The organism is Agromyces sp. Root1464, assembly GCF_001427265.1.
Taxonomy (GTDB): domain Bacteria; phylum Actinomycetota; class Actinomycetes; order Actinomycetales; family Microbacteriaceae; genus Agromyces; species Agromyces fucosus.
Genome location: NZ_LMFU01000002.1, coordinates 656,495 through 677,770 on the forward strand (window position 1 = coordinate 656,495; position 21,276 = coordinate 677,770).

The 21,276-nt window shown below is 70.1% G+C and carries 20 protein-coding genes, 2 tRNA genes and 1 riboswitch; of the genes, 6 read left to right on the plus strand and 16 right to left on the minus strand.

Annotated elements, in window-relative coordinates; genetic code table 11:
• Nucleotides 1–30: 30 nt before the first annotated feature.
• The 6 genes from ASD23_RS08875 (at nucleotide 31) to ASD23_RS08900 (ending at nucleotide 3,860) form a co-directional block, all read left to right on the plus strand.
• Nucleotides 31–1,251 carry a cation:proton antiporter gene (locus tag ASD23_RS08875; protein ID WP_056009471.1) on the plus strand — a complete coding sequence of 407 codons (1,221 nt, stop codon included), beginning with the start codon at nucleotides 31–33 and terminating at the stop codon, nucleotides 1,249–1,251.
• Nucleotides 1,252–1,281: 30 nt separating this feature from the next.
• Nucleotides 1,282–1,354 (plus strand) — tRNA-Arg (locus tag ASD23_RS08880).
• Nucleotides 1,355–1,455: 101 nt separating this feature from the next.
• Nucleotides 1,456–2,076: an oligoribonuclease gene (gene orn, locus ASD23_RS08885; RefSeq protein WP_056009473.1), complete on the plus strand. Its 621-nt coding sequence runs from the start codon at nucleotides 1,456–1,458 to the stop codon at nucleotides 2,074–2,076.
• A 43-nt stretch (nucleotides 2,077–2,119) separates the two neighbouring features.
• Nucleotides 2,120–2,195, plus strand: a tRNA-His gene (locus ASD23_RS08890).
• Between the two features lie 33 nt (nucleotides 2,196–2,228).
• Nucleotides 2,229–2,576, plus strand: coding sequence for a metallopeptidase family protein (locus ASD23_RS08895; protein ID WP_056009475.1), 348 nt, complete (start codon nucleotides 2,229–2,231; stop codon nucleotides 2,574–2,576).
• Between the two features lie 24 nt (nucleotides 2,577–2,600).
• On the plus strand, nucleotides 2,601–3,860 hold the full coding sequence (locus ASD23_RS08900; protein WP_056009477.1) for a serine hydrolase: 1,260 nt from the start codon (nucleotides 2,601–2,603) through the stop codon (nucleotides 3,858–3,860).
• A gap of 20 nt (nucleotides 3,861–3,880) precedes the next feature.
• Here ASD23_RS08900 and ASD23_RS08905 read toward each other — a convergent pair whose 3' ends face one another.
• The 16 genes from ASD23_RS08905 to ASD23_RS08980 all read right to left on the minus strand — a co-directional run bounded on the left by ASD23_RS08905 (nucleotide 3,881) and on the right by ASD23_RS08980 (nucleotide 21,249).
• Entirely contained in the window at nucleotides 3,881–4,135 is a 255-nt protein-coding gene (locus ASD23_RS08905; RefSeq protein WP_056009479.1) for a hypothetical protein, read from the minus strand.
• Nucleotides 4,136–4,212: 77 nt separating this feature from the next.
• Nucleotides 4,213–4,794, minus strand: a complete 582-nt coding sequence (locus ASD23_RS08910; RefSeq protein ID WP_235507689.1) for an AAA family ATPase — start codon at nucleotides 4,792–4,794, stop codon at nucleotides 4,213–4,215.
• Nucleotides 4,791–5,564, minus strand: coding sequence for an energy-coupling factor transporter transmembrane component T family protein (locus ASD23_RS08915; protein WP_200941702.1), 774 nt, complete (start codon nucleotides 5,562–5,564; stop codon nucleotides 4,791–4,793). The genes ASD23_RS08910 and ASD23_RS08915 overlap by 4 nt, the downstream gene beginning before the upstream one ends.
• Nucleotides 5,561–7,051 (minus strand): ABC transporter ATP-binding protein, encoded by a 1,491-nt coding sequence (locus ASD23_RS08920; RefSeq protein WP_200941703.1) that lies wholly within the window; start codon nucleotides 7,049–7,051, stop codon nucleotides 5,561–5,563. The genes ASD23_RS08915 and ASD23_RS08920 overlap by 4 nt, the downstream gene beginning before the upstream one ends.
• Nucleotide 7,052: 1 nt before the next feature.
• Nucleotides 7,053–7,688 carry an ECF transporter S component gene (locus ASD23_RS08925; RefSeq protein ID WP_056009485.1) on the minus strand — a complete coding sequence of 212 codons (636 nt, stop codon included), beginning with the start codon at nucleotides 7,686–7,688 and terminating at the stop codon, nucleotides 7,053–7,055.
• A gap of 39 nt (nucleotides 7,689–7,727) precedes the next feature.
• Nucleotides 7,728–7,837: riboswitch (TPP riboswitch) on the minus strand.
• Nucleotides 7,838–7,899: 62 nt separating this feature from the next.
• The gene (locus ASD23_RS08930) at nucleotides 7,900–8,232 is read right to left on the minus strand and encodes a hypothetical protein (RefSeq protein WP_056009487.1); all 333 of its coding nucleotides are present in this window, start codon (nucleotides 8,230–8,232) and stop codon (nucleotides 7,900–7,902) included.
• Between the two features lie 63 nt (nucleotides 8,233–8,295).
• Nucleotides 8,296–9,561, minus strand: a complete 1,266-nt coding sequence (locus tag ASD23_RS08935) for a DNA polymerase IV (RefSeq protein WP_056009489.1) — start codon at nucleotides 9,559–9,561, stop codon at nucleotides 8,296–8,298.
• Between the two features lie 73 nt (nucleotides 9,562–9,634).
• Nucleotides 9,635–10,270 carry a hypothetical protein gene (locus tag ASD23_RS08940; protein ID WP_056009491.1) on the minus strand — a complete coding sequence of 212 codons (636 nt, stop codon included), beginning with the start codon at nucleotides 10,268–10,270 and terminating at the stop codon, nucleotides 9,635–9,637.
• Nucleotides 10,271–10,377: 107 nt separating this feature from the next.
• A complete protein-coding gene (gatB, locus tag ASD23_RS08945; RefSeq protein WP_056009493.1) occupies nucleotides 10,378–11,898 on the minus strand; it encodes an Asp-tRNA(Asn)/Glu-tRNA(Gln) amidotransferase subunit GatB in 1,521 nt (506 codons plus the stop codon).
• Nucleotides 11,898–13,433, minus strand: coding sequence for an Asp-tRNA(Asn)/Glu-tRNA(Gln) amidotransferase subunit GatA (gene gatA / locus ASD23_RS08950; RefSeq protein WP_056009495.1), 1,536 nt, complete (start codon nucleotides 13,431–13,433; stop codon nucleotides 11,898–11,900). The genes gatB and gatA overlap by 1 nt, the downstream gene beginning before the upstream one ends.
• Entirely contained in the window at nucleotides 13,430–13,732 is a 303-nt protein-coding gene (gene gatC / locus ASD23_RS08955) for an Asp-tRNA(Asn)/Glu-tRNA(Gln) amidotransferase subunit GatC (RefSeq protein WP_056009497.1), read from the minus strand. Before gatC ends, gatA begins: the two co-directional genes overlap by 4 nt.
• Nucleotides 13,733–13,768: 36 nt before the next feature.
• Complete coding sequence (locus ASD23_RS08960) at nucleotides 13,769–15,541, minus strand: alkaline phosphatase family protein (RefSeq protein WP_056009500.1); 1,773 nt, start codon at nucleotides 15,539–15,541, stop codon at nucleotides 13,769–13,771.
• Between the two features lie 41 nt (nucleotides 15,542–15,582).
• Nucleotides 15,583–17,943, minus strand: coding sequence for an NAD-dependent DNA ligase LigA (ligA, locus tag ASD23_RS08965; protein ID WP_056012828.1), 2,361 nt, complete (start codon nucleotides 17,941–17,943; stop codon nucleotides 15,583–15,585).
• A 66-nt stretch (nucleotides 17,944–18,009) separates the two neighbouring features.
• Nucleotides 18,010–18,720 (minus strand): hypothetical protein, encoded by a 711-nt coding sequence (locus tag ASD23_RS08970; RefSeq protein WP_056009502.1) that lies wholly within the window; start codon nucleotides 18,718–18,720, stop codon nucleotides 18,010–18,012.
• A gap of 86 nt (nucleotides 18,721–18,806) precedes the next feature.
• A complete protein-coding gene (gene mnmA, locus ASD23_RS08975) occupies nucleotides 18,807–19,895 on the minus strand; it encodes a tRNA 2-thiouridine(34) synthase MnmA (protein WP_056009504.1) in 1,089 nt (362 codons plus the stop codon).
• Between the two features lie 85 nt (nucleotides 19,896–19,980).
• Entirely contained in the window at nucleotides 19,981–21,249 is a 1,269-nt protein-coding gene (locus ASD23_RS08980) for a cysteine desulfurase family protein (RefSeq protein ID WP_056009506.1), read from the minus strand.
• Nucleotides 21,250–21,276: the final 27 nt, after the last annotated feature.

Below are 21,276 nucleotides of genomic sequence, written 5' to 3' on the forward strand. Positions count from 1 at the left end.
CACCTGCCGCCCTGGAATGGAGTGCCCCTCGTGGAGATCTCGATCGGAACAATGGTGCTCGTCCCGGCGATCGCCGTCGCGGCGCCGCTCCTCGTGCGAGCCATCGGCAAGTGGGTGGCCATTCCCCTCGTCGTCTTCGAGATCGTGCTCGGGCTCCTCCTCGGCCCGGCACTGCTCGGGTGGATCGTGCCCGACGACTTCATGACCCTCCTCGCCGACTTCGGCCTGGCCATGCTCTTCTTCCTCGCGGGCAACGAGATCGACTTCCGGGCCATCCGCGGTCGACCGCTCAGCCGCGCGGCGATCGGCTGGATCATCTCACTCGCAGCGGGCATCGGCCTCGCGACGCTCCTGGCGGCCGATCTTCCCGCGGCGGCGTTCATCGGCATCGCGCTGACCTCGACGGCACTCGGCACGATCATGCCGGTGCTGCGCGACTCCGGCGATCTGGGCACCCCGTTCGGGATCGCGGTCATCGCCCTCGGTGCGATCGGCGAGTTCGGACCTCTGCTCGCGATCTCCCTGTTCCTGAGCGGCCGCAGCCCGCTGCTGGCCGCCGTCGTGCTCCTCTCGTTCGCCGTGATCGCCGGCATCGCCATCTGGCTCGCCGCGAAGGGCGTCGGCAAGCGCATGCACCGGGTCATCACGGCGACGCTGCACACGAGCGGGCAGTTCGCCGTGCGGCTCGTCATCTTCGTGCTGCTCGCGCTCGTGGCGCTCAGCATCGTGCTCGATCTCGACATGCTGCTCGGGGCCTTCACCGCCGGCGTGCTGTACCGACTGCTGCTCTCCGGCGCCCCGGAACGCGACGTCGAGGTGGTCGAGACCAAGCTCGAGGCCGTCGGCTACGGCTTCCTGGTGCCCGTCTTCTTCATCAACACCGGCGTCGCGTTCGACCTCGAGTCCCTGTTCGCGGATGTGCGCACGACGGTGCTCCTGCCGATCTTCCTGGTGCTCCTGCTCGTCGTACGCGGCCTGCCGTCGCTGCTCGCCGCCCCCAAGGGATCGAGTCGGCGCGATCTCGTGGCGACGGCGCTGTTCGGGGCGACCGGACTGCCGATCATCGTCGCCGTCACCGCGATCGGCGTCGACAACGGCGATCTGCCGAGCGGCACCGCGGCCGCGCTGGTCGGCGCCGGCATGCTCTCGGTGCTGCTGTTCCCGCTCATCGCGCTGGCGATCCGCAAGGGGCGATCGGATGACCCGGCTCGCGCCTCGGCGGACGACCCCTTCGTGCCCATCGAGGGCTGACCCGGCTCGTCCCGGTATGCTGGCACCGCCGCCCCCGTAGCTCAGCGGATAGAGCAGGAGCCTTCTAATCTCTTGGTCGCAGGTTCAATTCCTGCCGGGGGCACCGTTGCAGTCGTTCGCTCCGGGCTCCACACGGTGGCAGCCTCGTTGATCCTGCGACGGGGCCCGATCAGCGACGTCGGAGCACCCGGATAGACTCTCGACATGCCTTCTTCGAGCGACCGCCTGGTCTGGATCGACTGCGAGATGACCGGACTCGACCTCGCGGTCGACGAGCTCGTCGAGATCGCCGTCGTCATCACCGACTACGACCTCAATCCCGTCGACGCCGGACTGAGCATCGTCATCAAGCCCGACGCCAGCGCACTCGAGAACATGGGCGACTTCGTCCGCGGCATGCACACGACGTCTGGGCTGATCGAGGAGATCCCCAACGGCGTGAGCGTCGCCGATGCCGAGTACCAGGTGCTCGAGTACGTGCTGCAGCACATCCCCGAAGAGCAGAAGGCACCGATCGCGGGCAACTCCATCGGCACCGACCGCGCGTTCCTGGCGAAGTACATGCCGCGCCTCGACGCGCACCTGCACTATCGCAGCGTCGACGTCTCCTCGATCAAGGAGCTCGCCAAGCGCTGGTTCCCCCGTGCCTACTTCAACTCGCCGCCGAAGAACGGCGGGCACCGTGCTCTCGCCGACATCCTCGAGTCGATCCGCGAGCTGCACTACTACCGTCGTGCGGTCTTCGTAGCCGAGCCCGGCCCCTCGACGGCGGAGCTCCAGAGCCTCTCGACGTCCGTGGTGAACGAGTTCGCCTCCAAGGTGTAGTAAGCTCGTCGAGTTGCCAGATCGCCCCGGCGGTCGACACATGGTGGGTATAGCTCAGTTGGTAGAGCGCCTGGTTGTGGTCCAGGAGGTCGCGGGTTCAAGCCCCGTTACTCACCCCAATACTTCTTCACCGCCTCCGATCGGAGCCGCTCGTGGAACTCGACGCCGAAGCCTTCGAGGCGATCGTCGTCGATGAACTCGATCAGTTGCCCGACGACATGGTCGACGGCCTCGAGAATGTGGTGTTCGTCGTCGAGGACCGCCCAGAAGACGGTTCGCTCGACCTGCTCGGTCTCTACGACGGCTTCGCACTGACCGAACGCGATCGGTACGGATTCGGCGAGATGCCCGACCGCATCATCCTCTACCGCGAGCCGCTGCTGGCGATCTGCGCCGACGAAGACGAACTCCGCGAGGAGATCCACGTCACGCTCGTGCACGAGATCGCGCACTTCTACGGCATCGACGACGACCGGCTCCACGAGCTGGGCTGGGCATGATCCGCACCGGGTTACGCTGATTCCATGAGCATGACCCCCGGCCGCATCGTCGGCATCGCCGTCGGCGCGATCGCGATCCTCGGCATCGGCGTCTACGGTCCGGCGATGCTCCTCGGCCCGCTTCCGTCGGTGTCCGTCACCATGGCCGAGAGCGACGAGGCGCCCGACGAGAGCGCGGCGACCGTGACGCTCCCCGCCGACGGCGCCAGCGCGATGGCGGTGCTCGGCGACGACGGCGCTGCGACGACGCTCGCGGTCGCGGGCGACACCGAAGCCGTGCCGATCGGCGGCGCCGTGAAGCTCGTCACCGTGCTCGCCACCCTCGATTCCCTGCCCCTTCCGAGCGACGGCGGCGGCCCCGACCTCACGATCGGCCCGGCCGACTACACCGACTACCTGCGGTACGTCGCCGAGGACACCCGTACGCTGCCGGTGCTTCCGGGCCAGAAATGGAGCGAACGCGACGTCGTGCGGGCCACGCTGCTCGCCTCGAGCAACAATCACGCCGACACGCTCGTGCGGTGGGCGTTCGGCAGCACCGACGCCTATGTCGAGGCGGCCAACGCTTGGCTCGCCGAGAACGGATTCACCGCCACGAGAGTCGCCGACGCCACCGGGCTCTCGGGCGACAACGTCGGCACGCCCGAAGAACTCACCCGGCTCGCCGCCCTCGTGTTCGCCGATCCAACCCTTGCAGGGATGTTCGGCGTCGGCGACGCCCCCGCGGTCGCCGGCGAGCGGGACATCCCCGACAACGTCGCGCGCCCGGGCGACGCCGGTGTTCGCGCCCTCGCACGGAGTTACACCGACCAGGCGGGCGTGAGCTTCGTGTACACGACCACCGTGCCGGGGCTCGCCGACCAGCCGCCGTACCGCCTCGTGGGCGCGACGACCCTCATGCCCGACTACGAGGCGCTCGACGCGGGAGTGAGCACCGCCGTGACGTCCGCCGCCGCATCGGCGACGCCGGTCGAGGTCATCACCGCCGGCACGCCCTACGCGAGCGTCGAGGCCGCATGGGGCGACCGGGCCGAGCTGATCGCCTCGGTCAGCAGAACGGATGCCTCGTGGGGCGACGGGGGCGCAGAGGCATCCGTCACCGTCGAGCCCTTCACGACCGCGTCGTCGGGCAGCGATGTCGGCCGCGTCAGCTTCGCGACCGCGGGCGGCGAGGTCGCCTCACCGCTCGAGCTGACGAGCGCCATCCGTGACCCAGGGCCGATCTGGCGCCTCACGCACCCTGCGGCGCTCATCGGCGCGTTCATCGACGATCAGCAGGGCTGACCGGCCGACGGGTCCGAGGCTCAGTCGTTCTCGTCGTCGGACTCGACCGGATCGGAGTCGTCGGCGTCGAAGCGGAACTGCACGCGCACCTGGCCGTTGACCTCGCGCTCGTCGACCGCGTCGTACCAGAACAGGGACTCGAGACCGTCGACAGCGGCGACCATGCCGACTCGCTGCTCGGGCTTGCCGCCCACGAGGATGCGGTGCTCGAATTCCCCCTCGAGCGGGCCGTCGAGGAACTCCGCGACGTACTGGGCTCCCGTATCTGTGCTCATGTCACTACCGTAGCCCTCGCGATGACGAAGCGGCAGGTCGCGCGCGCGGTCGCGGATCGTGTCGCCGACCTCCCGTCTCAGTCGTCGGCGACGCGCACCCGCACGTCGGCTCGGCGCGCGGGTGCGGTTCGAGCGACGTAGCGGCGCCACTGGCGGTCCCACAGCTCCCAGTACGGATCGAACGCACCGGCATCCCGTTCGAGCGCCCGGCGCTTGCGCACACGCGGGGATGCCTCGACCCACACCGCGAGCGTTTCGACCGGAGCAGTCGCCGCGAAGGCGCCGCAGCCTTCGACGATCAGCACCCGACCCGGCCGGCTCCGTTCGATCGAGGCGACGCGCTCGGCCGCCCAGTCCCACCGGCGCCATCGCCCGACCGCGCCGCGTGCGTGACGCGCGACGAGCTCGTGCGCCACCGTGGCGCCGGCCGGCTCGAGGCCGTTCCAGCCGGGATAGACGTCGTCGAGACGCACGAGCTCGGGAGCAGGGCCCGGCCACGCCCGTACGAGCGCGTCGGCAAGCGTGCTCTTGCCCGAACCGCTCGGTCCATCGATCGCCACGACCTGGGCACCCGCGGCCCGGCGCCGTTCGAGCACGACTCGCACTGCGGATGCCGCGGCGCCCGCCGCGGCGGCGCCGTGCGGATCGATCCCGCTCACGCCCACACCGCGTGGAAGGTTCCCGCCCAGACGGCGCAACCGATCGCGAGGACCGCGATGGCAACGGCGATGCAGAGCAGTAGGGCATCCGGCCAGCCGACTCGCGATTCCCGCGCCCATGTTCGCGGGTGATCGGAACCGAACCCGCGAGCCTCCATCGCGGTGGCGAGCTTGCTGCCGCGCCGGATCGCGAGCACGAGCAATGCGAACGCCATCGTCGCGAACCTGCGGATCACGCCGTGATCGCCGATGCCGCGTGCACGGCGCGACAGCGCCATCGCCCGCCAGTCCTCCATGAAGAGCCCCACGAGTCGCGCTCCCGCGAGCGCACCGAGCACGAAGCGACTCGGGAGCTTCGCGATCTGCGCGAGCCCGTCGGCGAGTTCGGTCGGATCGACGTTCATGAAGAGGAGCACCGCGGGCAGCCCGATGGCGAGCACGCGCACGGTCACCGCGACCGCGAGCTCGATCGATCCGTCGGTGATGCGGGCGAGCCAGAACGACCAGTACTCGGTTCCCTCCGGCTGGCCGTAGAGCAGCATGCTCAGCCCGGCGATCGGTGCGGCGATGAGGATCGGCCATCCGCGCGAGATGAGCACCCTCGGGGTCACGCCTGCCATCGCGAAGAGCACGAGCTGCACGCCGAGTGCGACGGCGGCACTCACCCAGTCGACGGTCAGCAGCAGCGGAGTGGTGAGCAGCATCGCCGCGGCGAGCCGGCTCACGGGGTTCACCCGGTCGACGAGGTGCAGTCGCTGGGTCGCGATCATGCCGCAGCCTCCATGCGCAGGGCGTCGCTCCCGAGGTCGAGGTGCTGGTCGCCGAGCGCATCGAGGTAGGCGGCGTCATGGCTCACCGAGAGCAGCGTCGTGCCCTCGTCGACGAGACCCCTCAGCAGCATCACGAGTTCGATCCAGGTCAATCGGTCCTGCCCGAACGTCGGCTCGTCGAGGATCACCACGCCGGGCTGCGAGACGAGCGCGCATCCGACGGTGAGCCGCCGCTGCTCGCCGCCCGACAGCGTGAAGGGGTTCGCCTCGGCGAGGCGATCGAGGCCCAGTCGCTCGAGCACCTCACGGGTGCGCCGAGCAGTCGTCGCGGCATCGAGTCCGAGTGCGCGAGGTGCCACCTCGAGTTCGCGATGCACGGTCGACGCGACGAATTGGTGTTCGGGCTCCTGGAAGACGGTGCCGATCCGCGAGAGGAGCTCGCGTGATCGCCAGCGGATGGGGTCCGTCTTGAGGCCGCGTGCCAATGCCTCCGAGGCGCGCACGCGACCGCCGAGCGGTGGCAGCAGGCCGCCCATCGTGAGCGCGAGCGTCGACTTGCCCGCACCGTTCGGACCGGTGAGCACCGTCGACGCCGCCCGCGGCAGCGCGAGCGAGAGATCGCTGCGCACGACGGCGTCGCTCCGTCGCCCGATGGCGAGACCGATGCCCTCGAGGTCGACGACGGATGCCGCGGGCACGGGCCGTGCGGCCGACACCGCCGGTGGCACGCCCGGAACCCAGACGCCGGCCGCGAGCAACGCGTCGCGCTGCGTCGAGATGACCTCCTGCGGCTCGCCGTCGGCGATGAGGCGCCCATCACGGCCGAGCACCACGACCCGGGTGACGAGATCGATCCAGACGTCGACGCGGTGCTCGACCACGACGAACGTCGCGCCCGTGCGATCGAGCGTGCGAGCAACGGCCTGCCGCACCTCGTGGACGCCTGCAGGATCGAGGTTGGCCGTCGGCTCGTCGAGGAGCAGCAGGCCCGGGCCCATCGCGAGCGCACCGGCGAGGGCGAGCCGCTGCTTCTGACCACCGGAGAGTGCACTCGTCGAGTGGTCGAGTGGGAGGTCGAGACCGACCTCGTCGAGGGCTCGACGCACGCGCGGCCAGATCTCGTCGCGCGGAATGCCGAGGTTCTCGCACCCGAACGCCACGTCGTCGCCGACCCTCGCGAGGATCACCTGCGAGTCGGGATCCTGCAGAACGAGGCTCGCCCGACCGCGTACGGCGCCGGGCCACTCGCCGTCGATGAGGAGGGAGCCGAACTCCTCACCCTCCTCGGCCCCGCCGTGAACTCCGGCGAGCGCGTGCAGGAGGGTCGACTTACCCGACCCGGATGGCCCGAGCAGCAGGACCCGCTCCCCCGGCGAGACGACGAGGTCGATGCGGTCGAGCGCGGTTCGCTTGCGACCGGCGTGCCGCCACCCCCACCCGCGCGCCTCCACGCGCGCGGGTCGGGTGGTTTCGGAAACGCGCCCCACGTCAGACCCGTTGCGCCACGTCTTGACCGGCGGCGAAGCGACTGAGAGCACCCGTCGCAGCGAGACCGCGCACGATGAGCCAGCCGAGGAGCCCTGCGAGCACGGCACCCGAGATGACGACGGTCGTGAAGTAGAGCCCGAGGAACTCGGCCGACTTCGCGAGGTTGCCCGAGACGAAGAGCTCGAGCGTCCACGCCGCGGCGCCGGCGGCCGCACCCGCGAGCATCGCGGGCACGAGGCCGAAGCGGCGGTAGGCGAAGATCGCGAACACCAGTTCGGCGCCGAGACCCTGTGCCAGGCCCGAGTAGATCGTCTCGATGCCCCACTGGTTGCCGACGAGCGCCGAGACGATCGCCGCGAGCAGTTCGACGAAGAGCGCCGCACCCGGCTTGCGGATGATCAACCCGCCGAGCACGCCGCCGATGAGCCAGATGCCGACGGCGACGCCGCCGAGCCCGGGCGTGAGGGCATCGGCCGCGCTGAACCATGCGTAGCCGACGTTGTTCCAGAACAGGAACAGGAGCCCTGTCGCGACGCCGATGACGCTGGCGACGACGATGTCGACGACCCGCCAGCGCAGGTCGCGTGACGTGCGGGGGGTGGAGGGGCTGCTGGTTTCTGATGCTGCAGTGTGCACTGTCGTGCCCTTTCGATTCGTGGAAAGAGGCACGGGAAATTGAGATGTGGTTGGCCTCCCTGCGCTGGCATGACCCAGATCAGGTTCGACGGTCGAAGGTTGAGAACCTTCCTCTCAGCCCGGCTCACCGGACTCCCGTGTTCGAGCACGAGTATACGCCGATGGCCCGAGCGACGGCGGCCACGACCCCTCGCGCGACCGCAGGACGGCCTCAGCGCTTGAGCGCGCGGATGACCATTCGCAGTGCTTTACCGGTGACCCAGACGAGGGGCGTGGCGACGAGCAGGAGACCGATGAGGTTCGGTTCGAAGCGCACATCGCCCGAGCGTCCGACGTATGCGCCGAGCGGAATGGAGAGTCCGCCACCGCCGCCACCGCCCGCCTGGTCGCCAGCTCCGTCGGAGCCGCTCCCCGCGCCGAAGCCGTAGTATCCGAGCGCGACGGGCACGACCGTCGTGCCGTCGATGTCGACGGCATCGCCGTACGAGGTCTTCACGCCGACGCCGGCGACGGTCTCGGCAAGGTCCAGAACGAGTTCAGCCATGGGTCCACGCTACCCGCGCGCCCCTCCGCGAACCACCCCTTGCGGGAATCGCCGGCAGCGTGTTCAGCGGACGTCGCCGCGGTCGGGATCCTTGCGACGCGACGACTCGACTCGGTCTGCCGCACGGCTCACGAGCGACGCCGGGCGCACCGCCCCGCGACCGAACCGCGCGGTCACCTCATCGATCGTGCGTTCGGCCTCGCGCCATTCCTCGTCGGGGTCCCACAGCATGGCGCCGCTCCCCGAGGGCCGCAGCTGCTCGGCCCGCACCCCGATGAGACGGATGCGGGCACCGTCGCCGGCGAGCTCGCCGAGCGCAGCGGATGCCTCGTCGTAGATGCGTCTCGCGACGTCGGTCGGCTCACCCAGGGTGCGCGACCGCGTGACAGTTCGGAAGTCGCCGTACCGAAGCTTCAGCACGACCGTGCGGCCCACGACACCCGCACGTCGGAGCCTCACCGCGACGTCGTCGGAGAGCCGCAGCAGCTCGCGCCGCAACTGCTCGAGATCGGTGAGGTCGTACCCGAACGTGACCTCGTGCCCGATGCTCTTCTCCTCACGCCCGGTGACGACGTCGCGGGCGTCGATGCCCATCGACAGGTGGGCCAGCTTCGCGGCGAGTGCGGGCCCGAGAGCCCGCTGCAGCGCGTCGCCCGGCATGGCAGCCACATCGCCGACCGTGCGGAGCCCGATGCGGGTAAGCGATTCCTCGGTGACCTTGCCGACGCCCCAGAGCGCGGAGACCGGCAGCGGGTGCAGGAACTCGAGTGTGCGGTCGGCCGGAACGACGAGCATGCCGTCGGGCTTGGCACGGCTCGAGGCCACCTTCGCGACGAACTTCGTGGCCGCGACGCCCACCGAGCAGGTGAGGCCGGTCTCGTCGTGCACGCGCCGACGCAGGCGCCACGCGATCTCGGCAGGGCTGCCGTGGAGCCGGCGGGCACCCGAGACGTCGAGGAACGCCTCGTCGATCGAGAGCTTCTCGACGAGCGGCGTCACCTCTTCGAAGATATTCATCACCCGGCGCGAATACTCGGTGTAGCTCGCGTAGTCGCCGCGCAGTACGACTGCGTTCGGGCAGCGTTGCAGCGCGAGCGACATGGGCATGGCCGAGTTCACGCCGTATCGTCGCGCCTCGTAGCTGGCCGCCGACACGACACCGCGACCTGCCGTTCCCCCGACGAGCACCGGCTTGCCGCGCAGATCGGGTCGTTTCAGCAGTTCGACGGAGACGAAGAACGCATCCATGTCGACGTGCAGGATCGGTGTCGCCGAATCGTCGACCGGACCGGTGGTCACTTGGCGCGACGAGCCGTCCTGCTTGCTCATGGTGCGACCCTATCCGTTGCCGCCGTCATCGCAGATGCTGCCCGCGGTGGCCGGGCCGGCCGGCACGAGGCGATCAGAACCCGAAGTCTCCGCCGCCGCCGAAATCGCCGCCGCCGAAGTCGCCGAAGCCTCCGAAGTCACCACCGGAGTCGCCACCCGTCCCGTCGTAACCATCGGATGCCGCGGCATCGCCGCCGGTGTCTCCGGCACCGGCGTCGCCGCCATCGCCGCCCGCCTCGAACGCCGCGGGATCAGGGAGGAACGCCTGCGCGATCGCCGAGCCGACGACCACGCCTGCGACGGAGCCGAGCAGCGAGCCCGCGAACATGCCGCCGAACGACGGGCCGCCTTGCTGGGGCCGACCGCCCGAGACATCCGCTCGGTTGAAGGCGCGCTCGACGCTGCCGGGTGATCGGAGCTCGGCGCGGGTCGCGGCGCGGGCCAGCGCGCTCGGCTCATCGGAGACGAGTCGCTCACCGGCGGGCGCGTCGGCACTGAGCGAGGCGAAGACGGCCTGGCGCTGCTGCGGCGTGAGCTTCGCGAACGCCTCGGCGTGCACCGCCTCGACGGACTCGGGCGGAGCGGTGCGCAGGAGGTACCGGTAGCGCTCGACCGCGAGTTCGTCGTCGCTCAGCCGGCGGGCGGGCTGGGCCTGCGGGCGCTGCGGTTCGGCGGGAACTGCTCCGAAGAGACGGTCAAGGAATCCCATGTTGTCCTCGTCAATCGTTCAGGGGACGACCACTGTACGGTCGCGAGCATTGAACATGCTGAGAGCCGAGCGGATGTCTCCGCTCGGCCCTCGTGCACGGTGTCGGGTTACGCGGTCTGCGCGGCGCGTTCGAGCACGAGCTCGCGCACGCGGGCGGCGTCGGCCTTGCCTTGCATCGCCTTCATGACGGCGCCGATGACCGCGCCAGCGGCCTGGACCTTGCCGTCGCGGATCTTCGCGAGCACGTCGGGCTGCGAAGCGAGCGCCTCATCGATGGCGGCGATCAGTGCACCGTCGTCGGAGACGACCGCGAGACCGCGAGCGTCGACGACCTGCTGCGGCGAACCCTCGCCGGCGATGACGCCCTCGAGCACCTGGCGGGCCAGGCGGTCGGTGAGCGTACCCGAGTCGACGAGCTGCGCGAGCTCGGCGACATGCTCGGGCGACACGAGGCCCGAGGCGTCGACGGCGGCGGCGTTCGCGAGGCGGGCGATCTCGCCGGTCCACCACTTGCGGGCGGCGGCGGGCGTCGCGCCGGCCTTCACGGTCGCCTCGAGCTCGATGAGGAGGCCCGAGTTCGCGACATCCTGGAACTCGAGGTCGGTGAAGCCCCACTCGGACTTGAGTCGGCGACGGCGCACGGCCGGCGGCTCCGGAAGTGCGGCGCGCAGCTCGTCGACGAGCTCCTTCGAGGGCACGACCGGGAGCAGGTCGGGCTCGGGGAAGTACCGGTAGTCGTCGGCGTCGGACTTCGGACGACCAGCGCTCGTGGCACCGGTGTCTTCATGCCAGTGACGCGTCTCTTGGATGATCGTGCCGCCGCCGGCCAGGATCGCAGCCTGACGCTGGATCTCGTACCGCACGGCTCGCTCGACCGAGCGCATCGAGTTGACGTTCTTCGTCTCGGTGCGCGTGCCGAGCTTCTCCTGGCCACGGGGCCGGAGCGACACGTTCGCGTCGCACCGCAGGTTGCCGCGCTCCATGCGGGCCTCGGAGATGCCGAGCGAGAGCACGATGTCGCGGATCGTGGCGACGTACGCCTTCGCGAGCGCAGGAGTGTCGGCCTCGCCGCCGAAGATCGGTCGCGTGACGATCTCGACGAGCGGAACGCCGGCGCGGTTGTAGTCGACGAGCGAGTACTCGGCTCCCTGGATGCGGCCGGTCGAGCCGCCCACGTGCGTCAGCTTGCCCGCGTCCTCCTCCATGTGCGCGCGCTCGATCGGCACCGTGAAGGTGCGACCGTTCTCGAGCTCGACCTCGACCTCGCCGTCGAACGCGATCGGTTCGTCGTACTGCGAGATCTGGTAGTTCTTCGCGAGGTCGGGATAGAAGTAGTTCTTACGGGCGAACCGGCTCGACGGAGCGATCTCGCAGCCGAGCGCGAGGCCGAGGCTGATCGAGTACTTCACGGCCTCGCCGTTGACGACGGGCAGCGAACCGGGCAGGCCGAGGCACACGGGCGTGATCAGCGTGTTCGGCTCTGCGACGTGGAACTGCGAGTTCGCGGGGTTCGGAGCCGACGAGAACATCTTCGTCGTGGTGTTCAGCTCGACGTGCACCTCGAGGCCGATGACCGGCTCGAAGAGCTCGAGGGCCTTGTCGAAGTCCATCAGTTCAGCGCGGGCCATCAGAGTGCGCCTTCCTCGGTCGCGGTGAGCTCATGAGACGAGAGATCGGGTGCCTGTGCGAGCAGCGGGCCGCCCCAGCGCGCTTCAAGCAGCTGTTCGAGCGCGGCGCCGACGTTGTAGAGACGAGCGTCTTCACGCGCGGGTGCCAGGAATTGGATGCCGACGGGCAGGCCGTCTTCGGGAGCGAGCCCCGACGGCAGCGAGATGCCGGGCACGCCGGCCAGGTTGGCGGGAATCGTCGCGATGTCGTTGAGGTACATCGACACGGGGTCGGCCATCTTCTCGCCGAACTTGAAGGCGGTCGTCGGTGCGGTCGGCGAGGCGAGCACGTCGACGTTCGCGAACGCCGCGTCGAAGTCGCGCTGCACGAGCGTGCGCACCTTCTGCGCTGAGCCGTAGTACGCGTCGTAGTAGCCCGCCGAGAGCGCGTAGGTACCGAGGATGATGCGTCGCTTCACCTCGGGGCCGAAGCCGGCCTCGCGCGTGGCGGACATGACCTGCTCGACCGTGCCGCCGCCCTCGGGCGTGACCCGGAGGCCGAAGCGCACCGAGTCGAACTTCGCGAGGTTCGACGACGCCTCCGCCGGGAGGATCAGGTAGTACGCCGCGATGGCGTACTCGAAGTGGGGTGCGGAGACCTCGACGATCTCGGCGCCCTGCTTCTCGAGCAGCTCGAGCGACTCGTGGAACCGCTGGCGCACGCCTGCCTGGAAGCCCTCGCCGTCGAGCTCCTTGATGACGCCGATGCGGAGGCCGGAGACATCCGCTCGGCGCACCGCGTCGGCCATCGACGGCCATTTCTCAGGGATCGACGTCGAGTCGAGCGGGTCGTGCCCGGCGATCACGTCGTGGAGGAGGGCGGCGTCGAGCACGTTGCGCGTGACCGGGCCGATCTGGTCGAGCGAGGAGGCCAGGGCGATCGAGCCGTAACGGCTGACCGCGCCGTACGTCGGCTTCACGCCGACGGTGCCGGTGACGTGCGCCGGCTGGCGGATCGAGCCGCCGGTGTCGGAGCCGAGCGCGAGCGGGGCCTCGAACGCTGCGACGGATGCCGCGGAGCCGCCGCCTGAGCCGCCGGGGATGCGGTCGAGGTCCCACGGGTTGTGGGTCGGGCCGTAGGCCGAGTGCTCGGTCGACGAGCCCATGGCGAACTCGTCCATGTTGGTCTTGCCGAGCGGGATCATGCCCGCCTCGCGCACCTTCGTGACCGGGGTCGCGTCGTAGGGCGGGATCCAGCCCTCGAGGATGCGCGAACCGGAGGTCGAGGGCATGCCCTTCGTGACCAGGACGTCTTTGATCGCGATCGGCACGCCCGCGAGCGGGCCGAGAGGCGCGCCTGCCGCGCGCTGGCGGTCGATCTCGGCGGCCGTCTCGATGGCGCGATCGCCCTCGACATGGAGGAAGGCGTGCACGGCGCCGTCGACGGCCGCGATGCGGTCGAGGTGGGCACGGGTCGCCTCGACCGAGGAGACCTCGCCGGACGCGAGCTTCGCGCCGAGTGCCGCGGCGGACAGGCGGATCAGTTCGTCGCTCACTGCTCTTCTCCCAGGATCGCCGAGACCTTGAAACGCGAGTCGTCGGACTCGGGGGCGCCCGCGAGCGCCTCGTCTGCGGTGAGCACGGTCGTGCCCACGACGTCGTCGCGGAAGACGTTCTGCATCGGGATCGGGTGGCTCGTCGGCGGCACGTCGGGTGTGGCGACCTCGCTCACCTGCTCGACCGCGTGCATGATCTGGCCGAGCTCCGTGGTGAGGTGCTCGATCTCTTCATCGGTGAGCGCGATGCGGGCGAGGTTCGCGAGATGCGCGACCTGCTCCGCAGTGATTTCGGACATGCTGCTCCGTCGTCTCGGGATGGGGATGCATCGATTCTATCGGGGCGCGCCGAAGAGCCCGTCGCCGTACTTCTGCAGCAGCTCGTACGCGTCGGCGTACGTCTCGGGCTCCTCGTCGTCGGGGCGCCCGAACTTCGCGAGCAGGAGCCCGAGCAGGCCTCGCGCCGGCGGACTCAAGGGCTTGTCCTTGTGCGCGTGCCCCGGATGCGGCGACTCCGCCTGCGGGTTCGGCGGGATGTACTGCGGGGTGGTCGACGGCCAGGTCAGCGGATGCCTCGGCGAGTCGAGGTTCACCGCGGTGAACATGTCGTTCGCCTCGGCGTCACGGCGGGTCAGCGGCTTCAACCCGTGCAACTTCGCGAGGGTCGCGATGACGGCTCCGTGGTGCATCTCGTCGTTGATCACGCTGCCCGCCCGGGTGTAGGCCGAGACGGCGATCGCCGGCACGCGGCATCCGAGCCGATCGAAGCGGAAGCCCATCTCGCCCGTGGGCTCGTCGACCTCGGGCGGCGTCGCAGCGGGCGGCGGCACGTGGTCGTAGCATCCGCCGTGCTCGTCGAAGGTGATCAGGAGCATCGTGTTGAGCGCGTTCGACCCGTCGGATGAATCGCTCGCCTTGATCGACGAATAGATCTCGTGGATCAGCGCCTCGCCGGCCCTGACATCGGAGATCGCGCTGTCGACGACCTCGGTGCCGTCGACGTCACTCTCGCGCAACTTGCCGAACGGCGGGTGGAAGTCGTTGTGGTTGTAGATCATGCGCGGCTCGATGAACGCGTAGGCGGGCAGCTTGCCGCCCTTCACGTCGTCGTGGAACTGCGACATCGTCGCGAAACGCTTGGTGCGCCAGTACTTCTCGAGGACCGGCGCGTGGAGCACTCCGGTGAAGGAGACGAGCTGGAGCTCGTCGAAATAGATGCGCCACGAGATGCCGGCGTCTTCGAGTCGGTTGAAGATCGTGGGCGTCGCAGGTGCGTCGAGCCATTTCGTGTACCCGCCGCCGTGCTTGTTGGTCACGAAGCCGTGCGAGGTGGAGGCGTGGAAGAAGGACCGGTTGCAGAACGTCTGCGACGGCACCCCGGCATGCCACGCGTCGAAGACCGCGAAGTTCTTCGCGAGCGTCGACAGCACGGGCAGCATCTGGGTGGAGAACGACCCCATGATCTGCGCGAGCTCTCCGGGGTCGGGTGCCGTGCCCTTCTTGAGCCGCTCGTAGTTGACGAGGTAGTCGGTCACGAAGCCGCTCATCGCCGCCTTCGCGTTCGACGCGGGCGCGTTGTACGGCGCCTCCATCTGCTCCACGAAGAGCTCGCGGTTGCCCGGCGGGTCGATCGTGTTGAAGATCTGCGTGTTGACGTGCGGGAACTCCTCGCCCGGATCGGGATTCGGTCGCCCCATGATCTGGTCGGTCGGCCCCTCGTAGACGTGCGCGGCGATGCTCGTGCCGTCGGGTGCCGTGTTCGAGTAGTCCCCGAACGAGAGTCCGTCGAACTGCTGCCCGTCGGGGAGGTCGTCGGGCGAGTACAACCAGCCGAGCAGGTTGTCGAAGGAGCGGTTCTCCCCCATGACGACGACGAGGTGGTCGAATCCGGCCTTCTCGCGTGGACTGAAGGCTGCGAAGTCATCGGCGCCGGCCTCGTAGCCGAGGGCGTGCCCGATCGTCGCGCCGATCGCGGCTCCGACCCCGCCGCCCACGACCGCGCCCGCGGCCGCGGCCCCGCCGAGCTTCAGGAAGTCGCGGCGACTCGACCCACCGGGGCCGTTCGCCCTGCCCTCGGGCTCCCCGTGCACGGTTTCGTCACCTGCCATGTCCCCTCCAACATCGCCACGGTGCCGCGCCGCGACTGCGATCAGTCGAGTGCGGCCGGCCCCTCACTCACGAGCAGCGCGAATTGCGCTGCGTCGAGCACCCGAATGCCGAGTTCTTCGGCTTTCGCGAGCTTCGAACCGGCGCCCGGCCCTGCGGCGACGAAGTCTGTCTTCTTCGAGACGCTCGACGCCGCCTTGCCGCCTGCGGCGATGATCGCCTCCTGCGCGCCCTCACGGCTGAAGCCGTCGAGCGAGCCGGTGGCGACGACGGTGAGGCCCGAGAGCACTCCCCCGGCCTCGGCGGCGGCGCCCGGCCCCGGATGACCCGGGGTCGCGAACTGCACGCCCGCCGCCGTCCAGCGGTCGACGATGTCGAGGTGCCAGTCGACGCCGAACCATTCGATGAGCGAGTCCGCGATGATGCCGCCCACGCCCTCGACCTCGGCGAGCTGTTCCCGGGTGGCGGCGCGGATCGCGTCGAGCGACCCGAACCAGTCTGCGAGCGCACGGGCGGCGACCGGCCCGACGTGGCGGATGTTGAGCGAGACGAGCAGACGCCACAACGGCTTCGTCTTGGCCTTCTCGAGTTCGGACAGCAGCTTCGTCGCGGCCTCGGAGGGCCCGACGACCCGGAAGTCCTTCTTGACCCCGGCGGCACGCCGCTCGGTCGGAGTCATCGTCTCGGTGCCGGGCGGATAGCTCGCGGCGCTGAGCTTCTGGAATGGGGCGCGCCGGATCGGCACGCCGGTCTCCTCGTCGACCTTGGGTTCGCCCGTCTCGGAGTCGCGCACGACGACCTCGATCGGAACGAGCTCGTCGAGAGTGAGGTCGAAGAGTCGGGCCTCGGTCGCGAGGGGCGGATCTTCGGGCACCGACGGCTGGGTGAGCGCCGCGGCGGTGACTTCGCCGAGCGCCTCGATGTCGAGGCCTCCGCGCGACCCGATGTGCTCGACGCGGCCGCGCACCTGTGCGGGGCACGACTTCGCGTTCGGGCAGCGCAGGTCGATGTCGCCCTCTTTCATGGCACGGAGCGGAGTGCCGCACTCGGGGCAGAGCTCGGGCATGTGCCACTCGACCTCGGTGCCGTCGCGCAACTGCTCGACCGCCCCGAGGATCTCGGGGATGACGTCGCCCGCCTTGCGGAGCACCACGGTGTCGCCGATTCGGACGCCCTTGGCCTTGACGACCTGCTGGTTGTGCAGCGTCGCCTGGCGCACGGTCGAACCGGCGACCTTGACGGGCTGCATCACCGCGTAGGGGGTCGCCCGGCCCGTGCGGCCCACGCCGACGACGATGTCGAGGAGCTTCGTGTGCACCTCTTCGGGCGGGTACTTGTAGGCGATCGCCCAGCGAGGGGCGCGGCTCGTGGCGCCGAGCTCGTCGTGCAGGGCGAGCTCGTCGACCTTGACGACGATGCCGTCGATCTCGTGCTCGACGTCGTGGCGGTGCTCGCCGCGCTCGGCGATGTAGCCGGCGACCTCGTCGACCGAGTCGAACACGCGCGAATGCGGCGAGACCGGCAGGCCCCAGCTCGCGAGCAGCGCATAGATCTCCGACTGGTTCCGAACCTCTGGCCCGAAGGATGCGGCACTGCGCCACGCGCCGATGCCGTGCAGGTACAACTCGAGGCGGCCCAGCCGCTCGCGCATGAGGGTCAGCTCGAGGGCGTTCTTCTTCTCACGGCGCTGGCGGATGCTGCCCGCGGCGGTGTTGCGGGCGTTGGCGAACTCGGGGTACTTCGTGGGGATGTCTTCGAGCGCACGGCCCTTCGCGAGCTGCTCGGCCTCGAACGCGGCCTGCAGCTCGTGCTGCCGTTCGTTGAGTGCCTCGAAGTCGGCCGTGCGCAGGAACACCTCGCCCCGCACCTCGAAGAAGGCCGGATAGCCCTCGCCCTCAAGTTGCTGCGGAATCGCAGGGATCAGGTCGACGTTCTCGGTGATGTTCTCACCGACGACGCCGGTGCCGCGGGTCGTCGCCGTCTCGAGCACGCCGTCGCGGTAGGCGAGGCTGATCGCGAGCCCGTCGATCTTCAGCTCGGAGAGCCAGTGCACGGCTCGACCGGCGGCGGCCACAGTCTTCGTCGCCCAGTCGCGGAACTCGTCGATCGAGAACACGTTGTCGAGGCTGAGCATGCGCTCGGCGTGTTCGTGTTCGGGAAACCCGGCGGAGACGATCGCTGCGCCGACCTGCTGCGTCGGGCTGTCTTGGCCTGCGAGCTCGGGGAACGCACGCTCCAGGGCCTCGAGCCGGTGGAACGCCTCGTCGTACTCGGCGTCGGAGAGGGTCGAGTCCCCGTCGCCGTAGTATGCGAGCCGCGCACCCTCGATGCGATCGGCGAGCGCGGTCGCCTCCGCACGTGCCGCGTCGAAATCGGTCGGAAGGCCGCCGCTGTCACCGGAGATGTCGCTCACACGCCCATAGTACGAGGCGGCACCGACGCCCACCCGGCGCTCGAGGCGCCTTTCGCGCTATCGATCGAACCCGACGAGATCGATGCGGCGGTGGTAGCGCACGCCGACGACGCCGCCGAGGAGCGCCCCGCCGACGGTCACGAGACCCGCCACGACCGCGATCGTGATGCCCGCGATCGTGAGGGCGCTCTCGGGCACCGAGATCCGCGGGAAGGTGTTCAGGGCACCCAGCAGGTCGCCCTGAACGCCGAGCAGCATGCTGGTCACCGCGACCACGATGGCGATGAGGACCGCCCAGAGCCAGACCGCGAGACCCTGCAGCACGCCGCTGAATCGCGCCATCCGCCCGGCGACGTAGCCGCCGCTGTAGAACGCGACCAGGGCGATGGCGAGCAACGTGCTGACGCCGATCCAGCCGACGGCATCGGCACCGAGCAGTGCGTCGCTCTTCGAAGTGCCCGCCTCTCGCACCGGCGCGAGGCCGAGAGCGACACCGGCTGCCACGAGCACGCCGGTGAGGATGGACGTGAGGCCGGCGACGGTGATCCACCCGAAGAGGGCCGAGCCGATCTTCATGCCGCCGAATGCCTGTCGTTGACGCTCGACGACCTCATCGGCGGTGATGGGAGCGACCTCGACGATCGGTTCCCATTCGTCGGCGGGCGGCGCGACGATCGTGATGCGGCCGGTCGTGGGTGCCGGGTCGAGGTTTCGGAACGGCTCGGCCGGGTCGCGGTTCGGATCGGCGGGAATTTGTGGGTAGGACACAACGACTCCTCGTCATTCACGCGGCGCCGGGGGTAGCGCCAGCGCGAATCTACGCGATGCACGTCGTCGAGGCGAGCCTCCGTGCCCTACGCGTCGACCGGAACCGCGCTGACCGTGCGGTCGATCGTGAACTGTCCGAGCACGCGCGTGCCGACGTAGATGACGGCGGTCTGACCGGGCGCGACACCATCGAGCGGATGCCCCGGCGTGACGACGAGCTCGCCGTCGACGAGCTGCGCGACAGCCGGCACGGGGTCGGCGTGGGCGCGGATCTGCACCTCGCAGTCGAACGCCGTTTCTGGCTGCTCGGGTGCGAGCCCGGCCCATGAGAAGCGCGACCCGGCGATGACGCCGATCGCGAGCGCCTCCTTCGGGCCGACGACGACGGTGTTCTCCTTCGGGCGCACCTCGAGCACGAAGCGCGGCTTGCCGTCGGCGGCGGGCGTGCCGAGCCGCATGCCGCGGCGCTGGCCCACGGTGAACGAGTGCGCTCCCTCGTGCGAACCGACCACGGCGCCCGTGCGGTCGACGATGTCGCCCGTCTCGGTGCCGACCTTGTCGGCGAGCCAGCCCCTCGTGTCGCCGTCGGGGATGAAGCAGATGTCGTAGGAGTCGGGCTTCTGCGCGACGGAGAGCCCGCGCTCGGCGGCCTCGGCGCGCACGAGCGTCTTCGAGGGCGTGTCACCGAGCGGGAAGTAGGCGTGGGCGAGCTGCTCGGCCGTCAGCACTCCGAGCACGTAGCTCTGGTCTTTCGCCTCGGCGCTCGCGCGGTGGAGTTCGCGGTTGCCCGCGTCATCCGTCACGATCTTGGCGTAGTGGCCCGTGGCGACGGCGTCGAAGCCGAGGGCGATCGCCTTCTCGAGCAGGGCGGCGAACTTGATGCGCTCGTTGCAGCGCATGCAGGGGTTCGGGGTGCGCCCGGCCGAGTACTCGGCGATGAAGTCGTCGACGACATCGGCCTTGAACCGTGCGGAGAAGTCCCACACGTAGTACGGGATGCCGAGCACGTTGGCGGCCCGCTGCGCGTCCATGGAGTCTTCGATGGTGCAGCAGCCGCGACTGCCGGTGCGCAGGGTGCCGGCGTTGCGGCTGAGCGCCAGGTGTACGCCGACGACCTCGTGACCCGCCTCGACGGCGCGCGCGGCCGCGACGGCGCTGTCGACGCCGCCGCTCATCGCTGCAAGAACCTTCACCCCTCCAGTGTAGGCAGGCCTCCTGAGCGGATGCCCCGTGCCCGGGCTGCCCGGGCCCGTCACCGGGTCAGCGATCGAACGAGGTGGCGCGGGCGGCGAGCCCGGCGCGGGCCGCTTGTGCGTGCGCGGCGGGCAGCGCCGCGAGGAACGCGTCCACGTCGGCGTCGGTCGACCCGTGGCCGATCGTGATGCGGAGCGCCCCGCGGGCATCCGCCTCCGACCGGCCCATCGCCATGAGCACGTGCGAGGGCTCGGGCACCCCGGCCTGGCAGGCCGAGCCCGTCGACACGGCGACGCCGGCCGCGTCGAGCAGGAAGAGCAGCGAGTCGCCCTCGCACCCGGGGAAGGAGAAGTGGGCGTTGCCGGGCAGGCGAACGGATGCCCCGGCGCCCGCGTCGCCCGAGAGGCGCGCCTCGGGCACCGCATCGGCGACGCCCGCGATGAGCCGGTCGCGCAGCGCCGCCATGCGGGCGGTGTCGGCGTCGAGCCGGTCGGCCACGATCTCGGCAGCGGCCGCGAACGACGCCGCAGCGGCGACATCCTGCGTGCCCGAGCGCACCTTGCGCTGCTGCCCGCCGCCGTGGATGAGCGGCTCGACGGCCGCCGAGCGGTCGAGCACGAGCGCGCCGATGCCGGCGGGCCCGCCGATCTTGTGCGCGGAGACGCTGAGGGCGACGAGACCGGAGCCGCGCGGGGCATCCGTGGCACGCCGGATGCCGTGGAAGTCGATCGGCAGCTGTCCGTAGGCGGCGATCGCGTCGACGTGCAGCGGCACGCCGGCTCGCGCGGTCAGGCGCGCGACCTCCTCGACGGGCTCGATCGTGCCGACCTCGTTGTTGGCCCAGAGCATCGTGACGAGGGCGATGGACGCAGCGCCCCGCTCGAGCTCGTCGGCGAGCACGTCGAGGCGGAGGCGCCCGACCTCGTCGAGCGGCAGCTCCACGACTTCAGCGCCCTCGTGCGCGACGAGCCACTCGACGGTGTCGATCGTGGCGTGGTGCTCCCCCGCCGGCATGAGGATGCGGCGACGCGCGGTCGGCGACCCGGCGGCGGGCTCGGCGGCACTCGCCGCAGCCGTGCGCCGCTGCCACCAGAGCCCCTTGATCGCGAGGTTCACGGCCTCGGTGCCGTTGCCCGTGAAGACGACCTCGATGCCGTCGGCGCCGAGGGTCGCGGCGACACGCTCGCGGGATTCCTCGAGCAGGCGCTTGGCCTGCTGGCCCGCGCTGTGGATCGACGAGGGGTTGCCCACCACGGCGAGCGCGGCGGTGAGCGCGTCGATGGCCTCGGGCAGCATCGGCGTGGTCGCGGCGTGGTCGAGGTAGACCATGACCATGTGACCTCCGAATGGTGACCGGGGTGT

What these genes read in the sequence shown, in the direction of transcription:
- ASD23_RS08980 (WP_056009506.1), bottom strand. Translation starts at nt 21,249, where the DNA reads ATGGTCATGGTCTACCTCGACCACGCCGCGACCACGCCGATGCTGCCC.
- gatB (WP_056009493.1), bottom strand. Translation starts at nt 11,898, where the DNA reads ATGGCCCGCGCTGAACTGATGGACTTCGACAAGGCCCTCGAGCTCTTC.
- ASD23_RS08960 (WP_056009500.1), bottom strand. Translation starts at nt 15,541, where the DNA reads ATGGCAGGTGACGAAACCGTGCACGGGGAGCCCGAGGGCAGGGCGAAC.
- ASD23_RS08930 (WP_056009487.1), bottom strand. Translation starts at nt 8,232, where the DNA reads ATGGCTGAACTCGTTCTGGACCTTGCCGAGACCGTCGCCGGCGTCGGC.
- mnmA (WP_056009504.1), bottom strand. Translation starts at nt 19,895, where the DNA reads ATGAGCGGCGGCGTCGACAGCGCCGTCGCGGCCGCGCGCGCCGTCGAG.
- ASD23_RS08900 (WP_056009477.1), top strand. Translation starts at nt 2,601, where the DNA reads ATGAGCATGACCCCCGGCCGCATCGTCGGCATCGCCGTCGGCGCGATC.
- orn (WP_056009473.1), top strand. Translation starts at nt 1,456, where the DNA reads ATGCCTTCTTCGAGCGACCGCCTGGTCTGGATCGACTGCGAGATGACC.
- ASD23_RS08905 (WP_056009479.1), bottom strand. Translation starts at nt 4,135, where the DNA reads ATGAGCACAGATACGGGAGCCCAGTACGTCGCGGAGTTCCTCGACGGC.
- ASD23_RS08935 (WP_056009489.1), bottom strand. Translation starts at nt 9,561, where the DNA reads ATGAGCAAGCAGGACGGCTCGTCGCGCCAAGTGACCACCGGTCCGGTC.
- ASD23_RS08915 (WP_200941702.1), bottom strand. Translation starts at nt 5,564, where the DNA reads ATGATCGCGACCCAGCGACTGCACCTCGTCGACCGGGTGAACCCCGTG.
- gatC (WP_056009497.1), bottom strand. Translation starts at nt 13,732, where the DNA reads ATGTCCGAAATCACTGCGGAGCAGGTCGCGCATCTCGCGAACCTCGCC.
- ASD23_RS08940 (WP_056009491.1), bottom strand. Translation starts at nt 10,270, where the DNA reads ATGGGATTCCTTGACCGTCTCTTCGGAGCAGTTCCCGCCGAACCGCAG.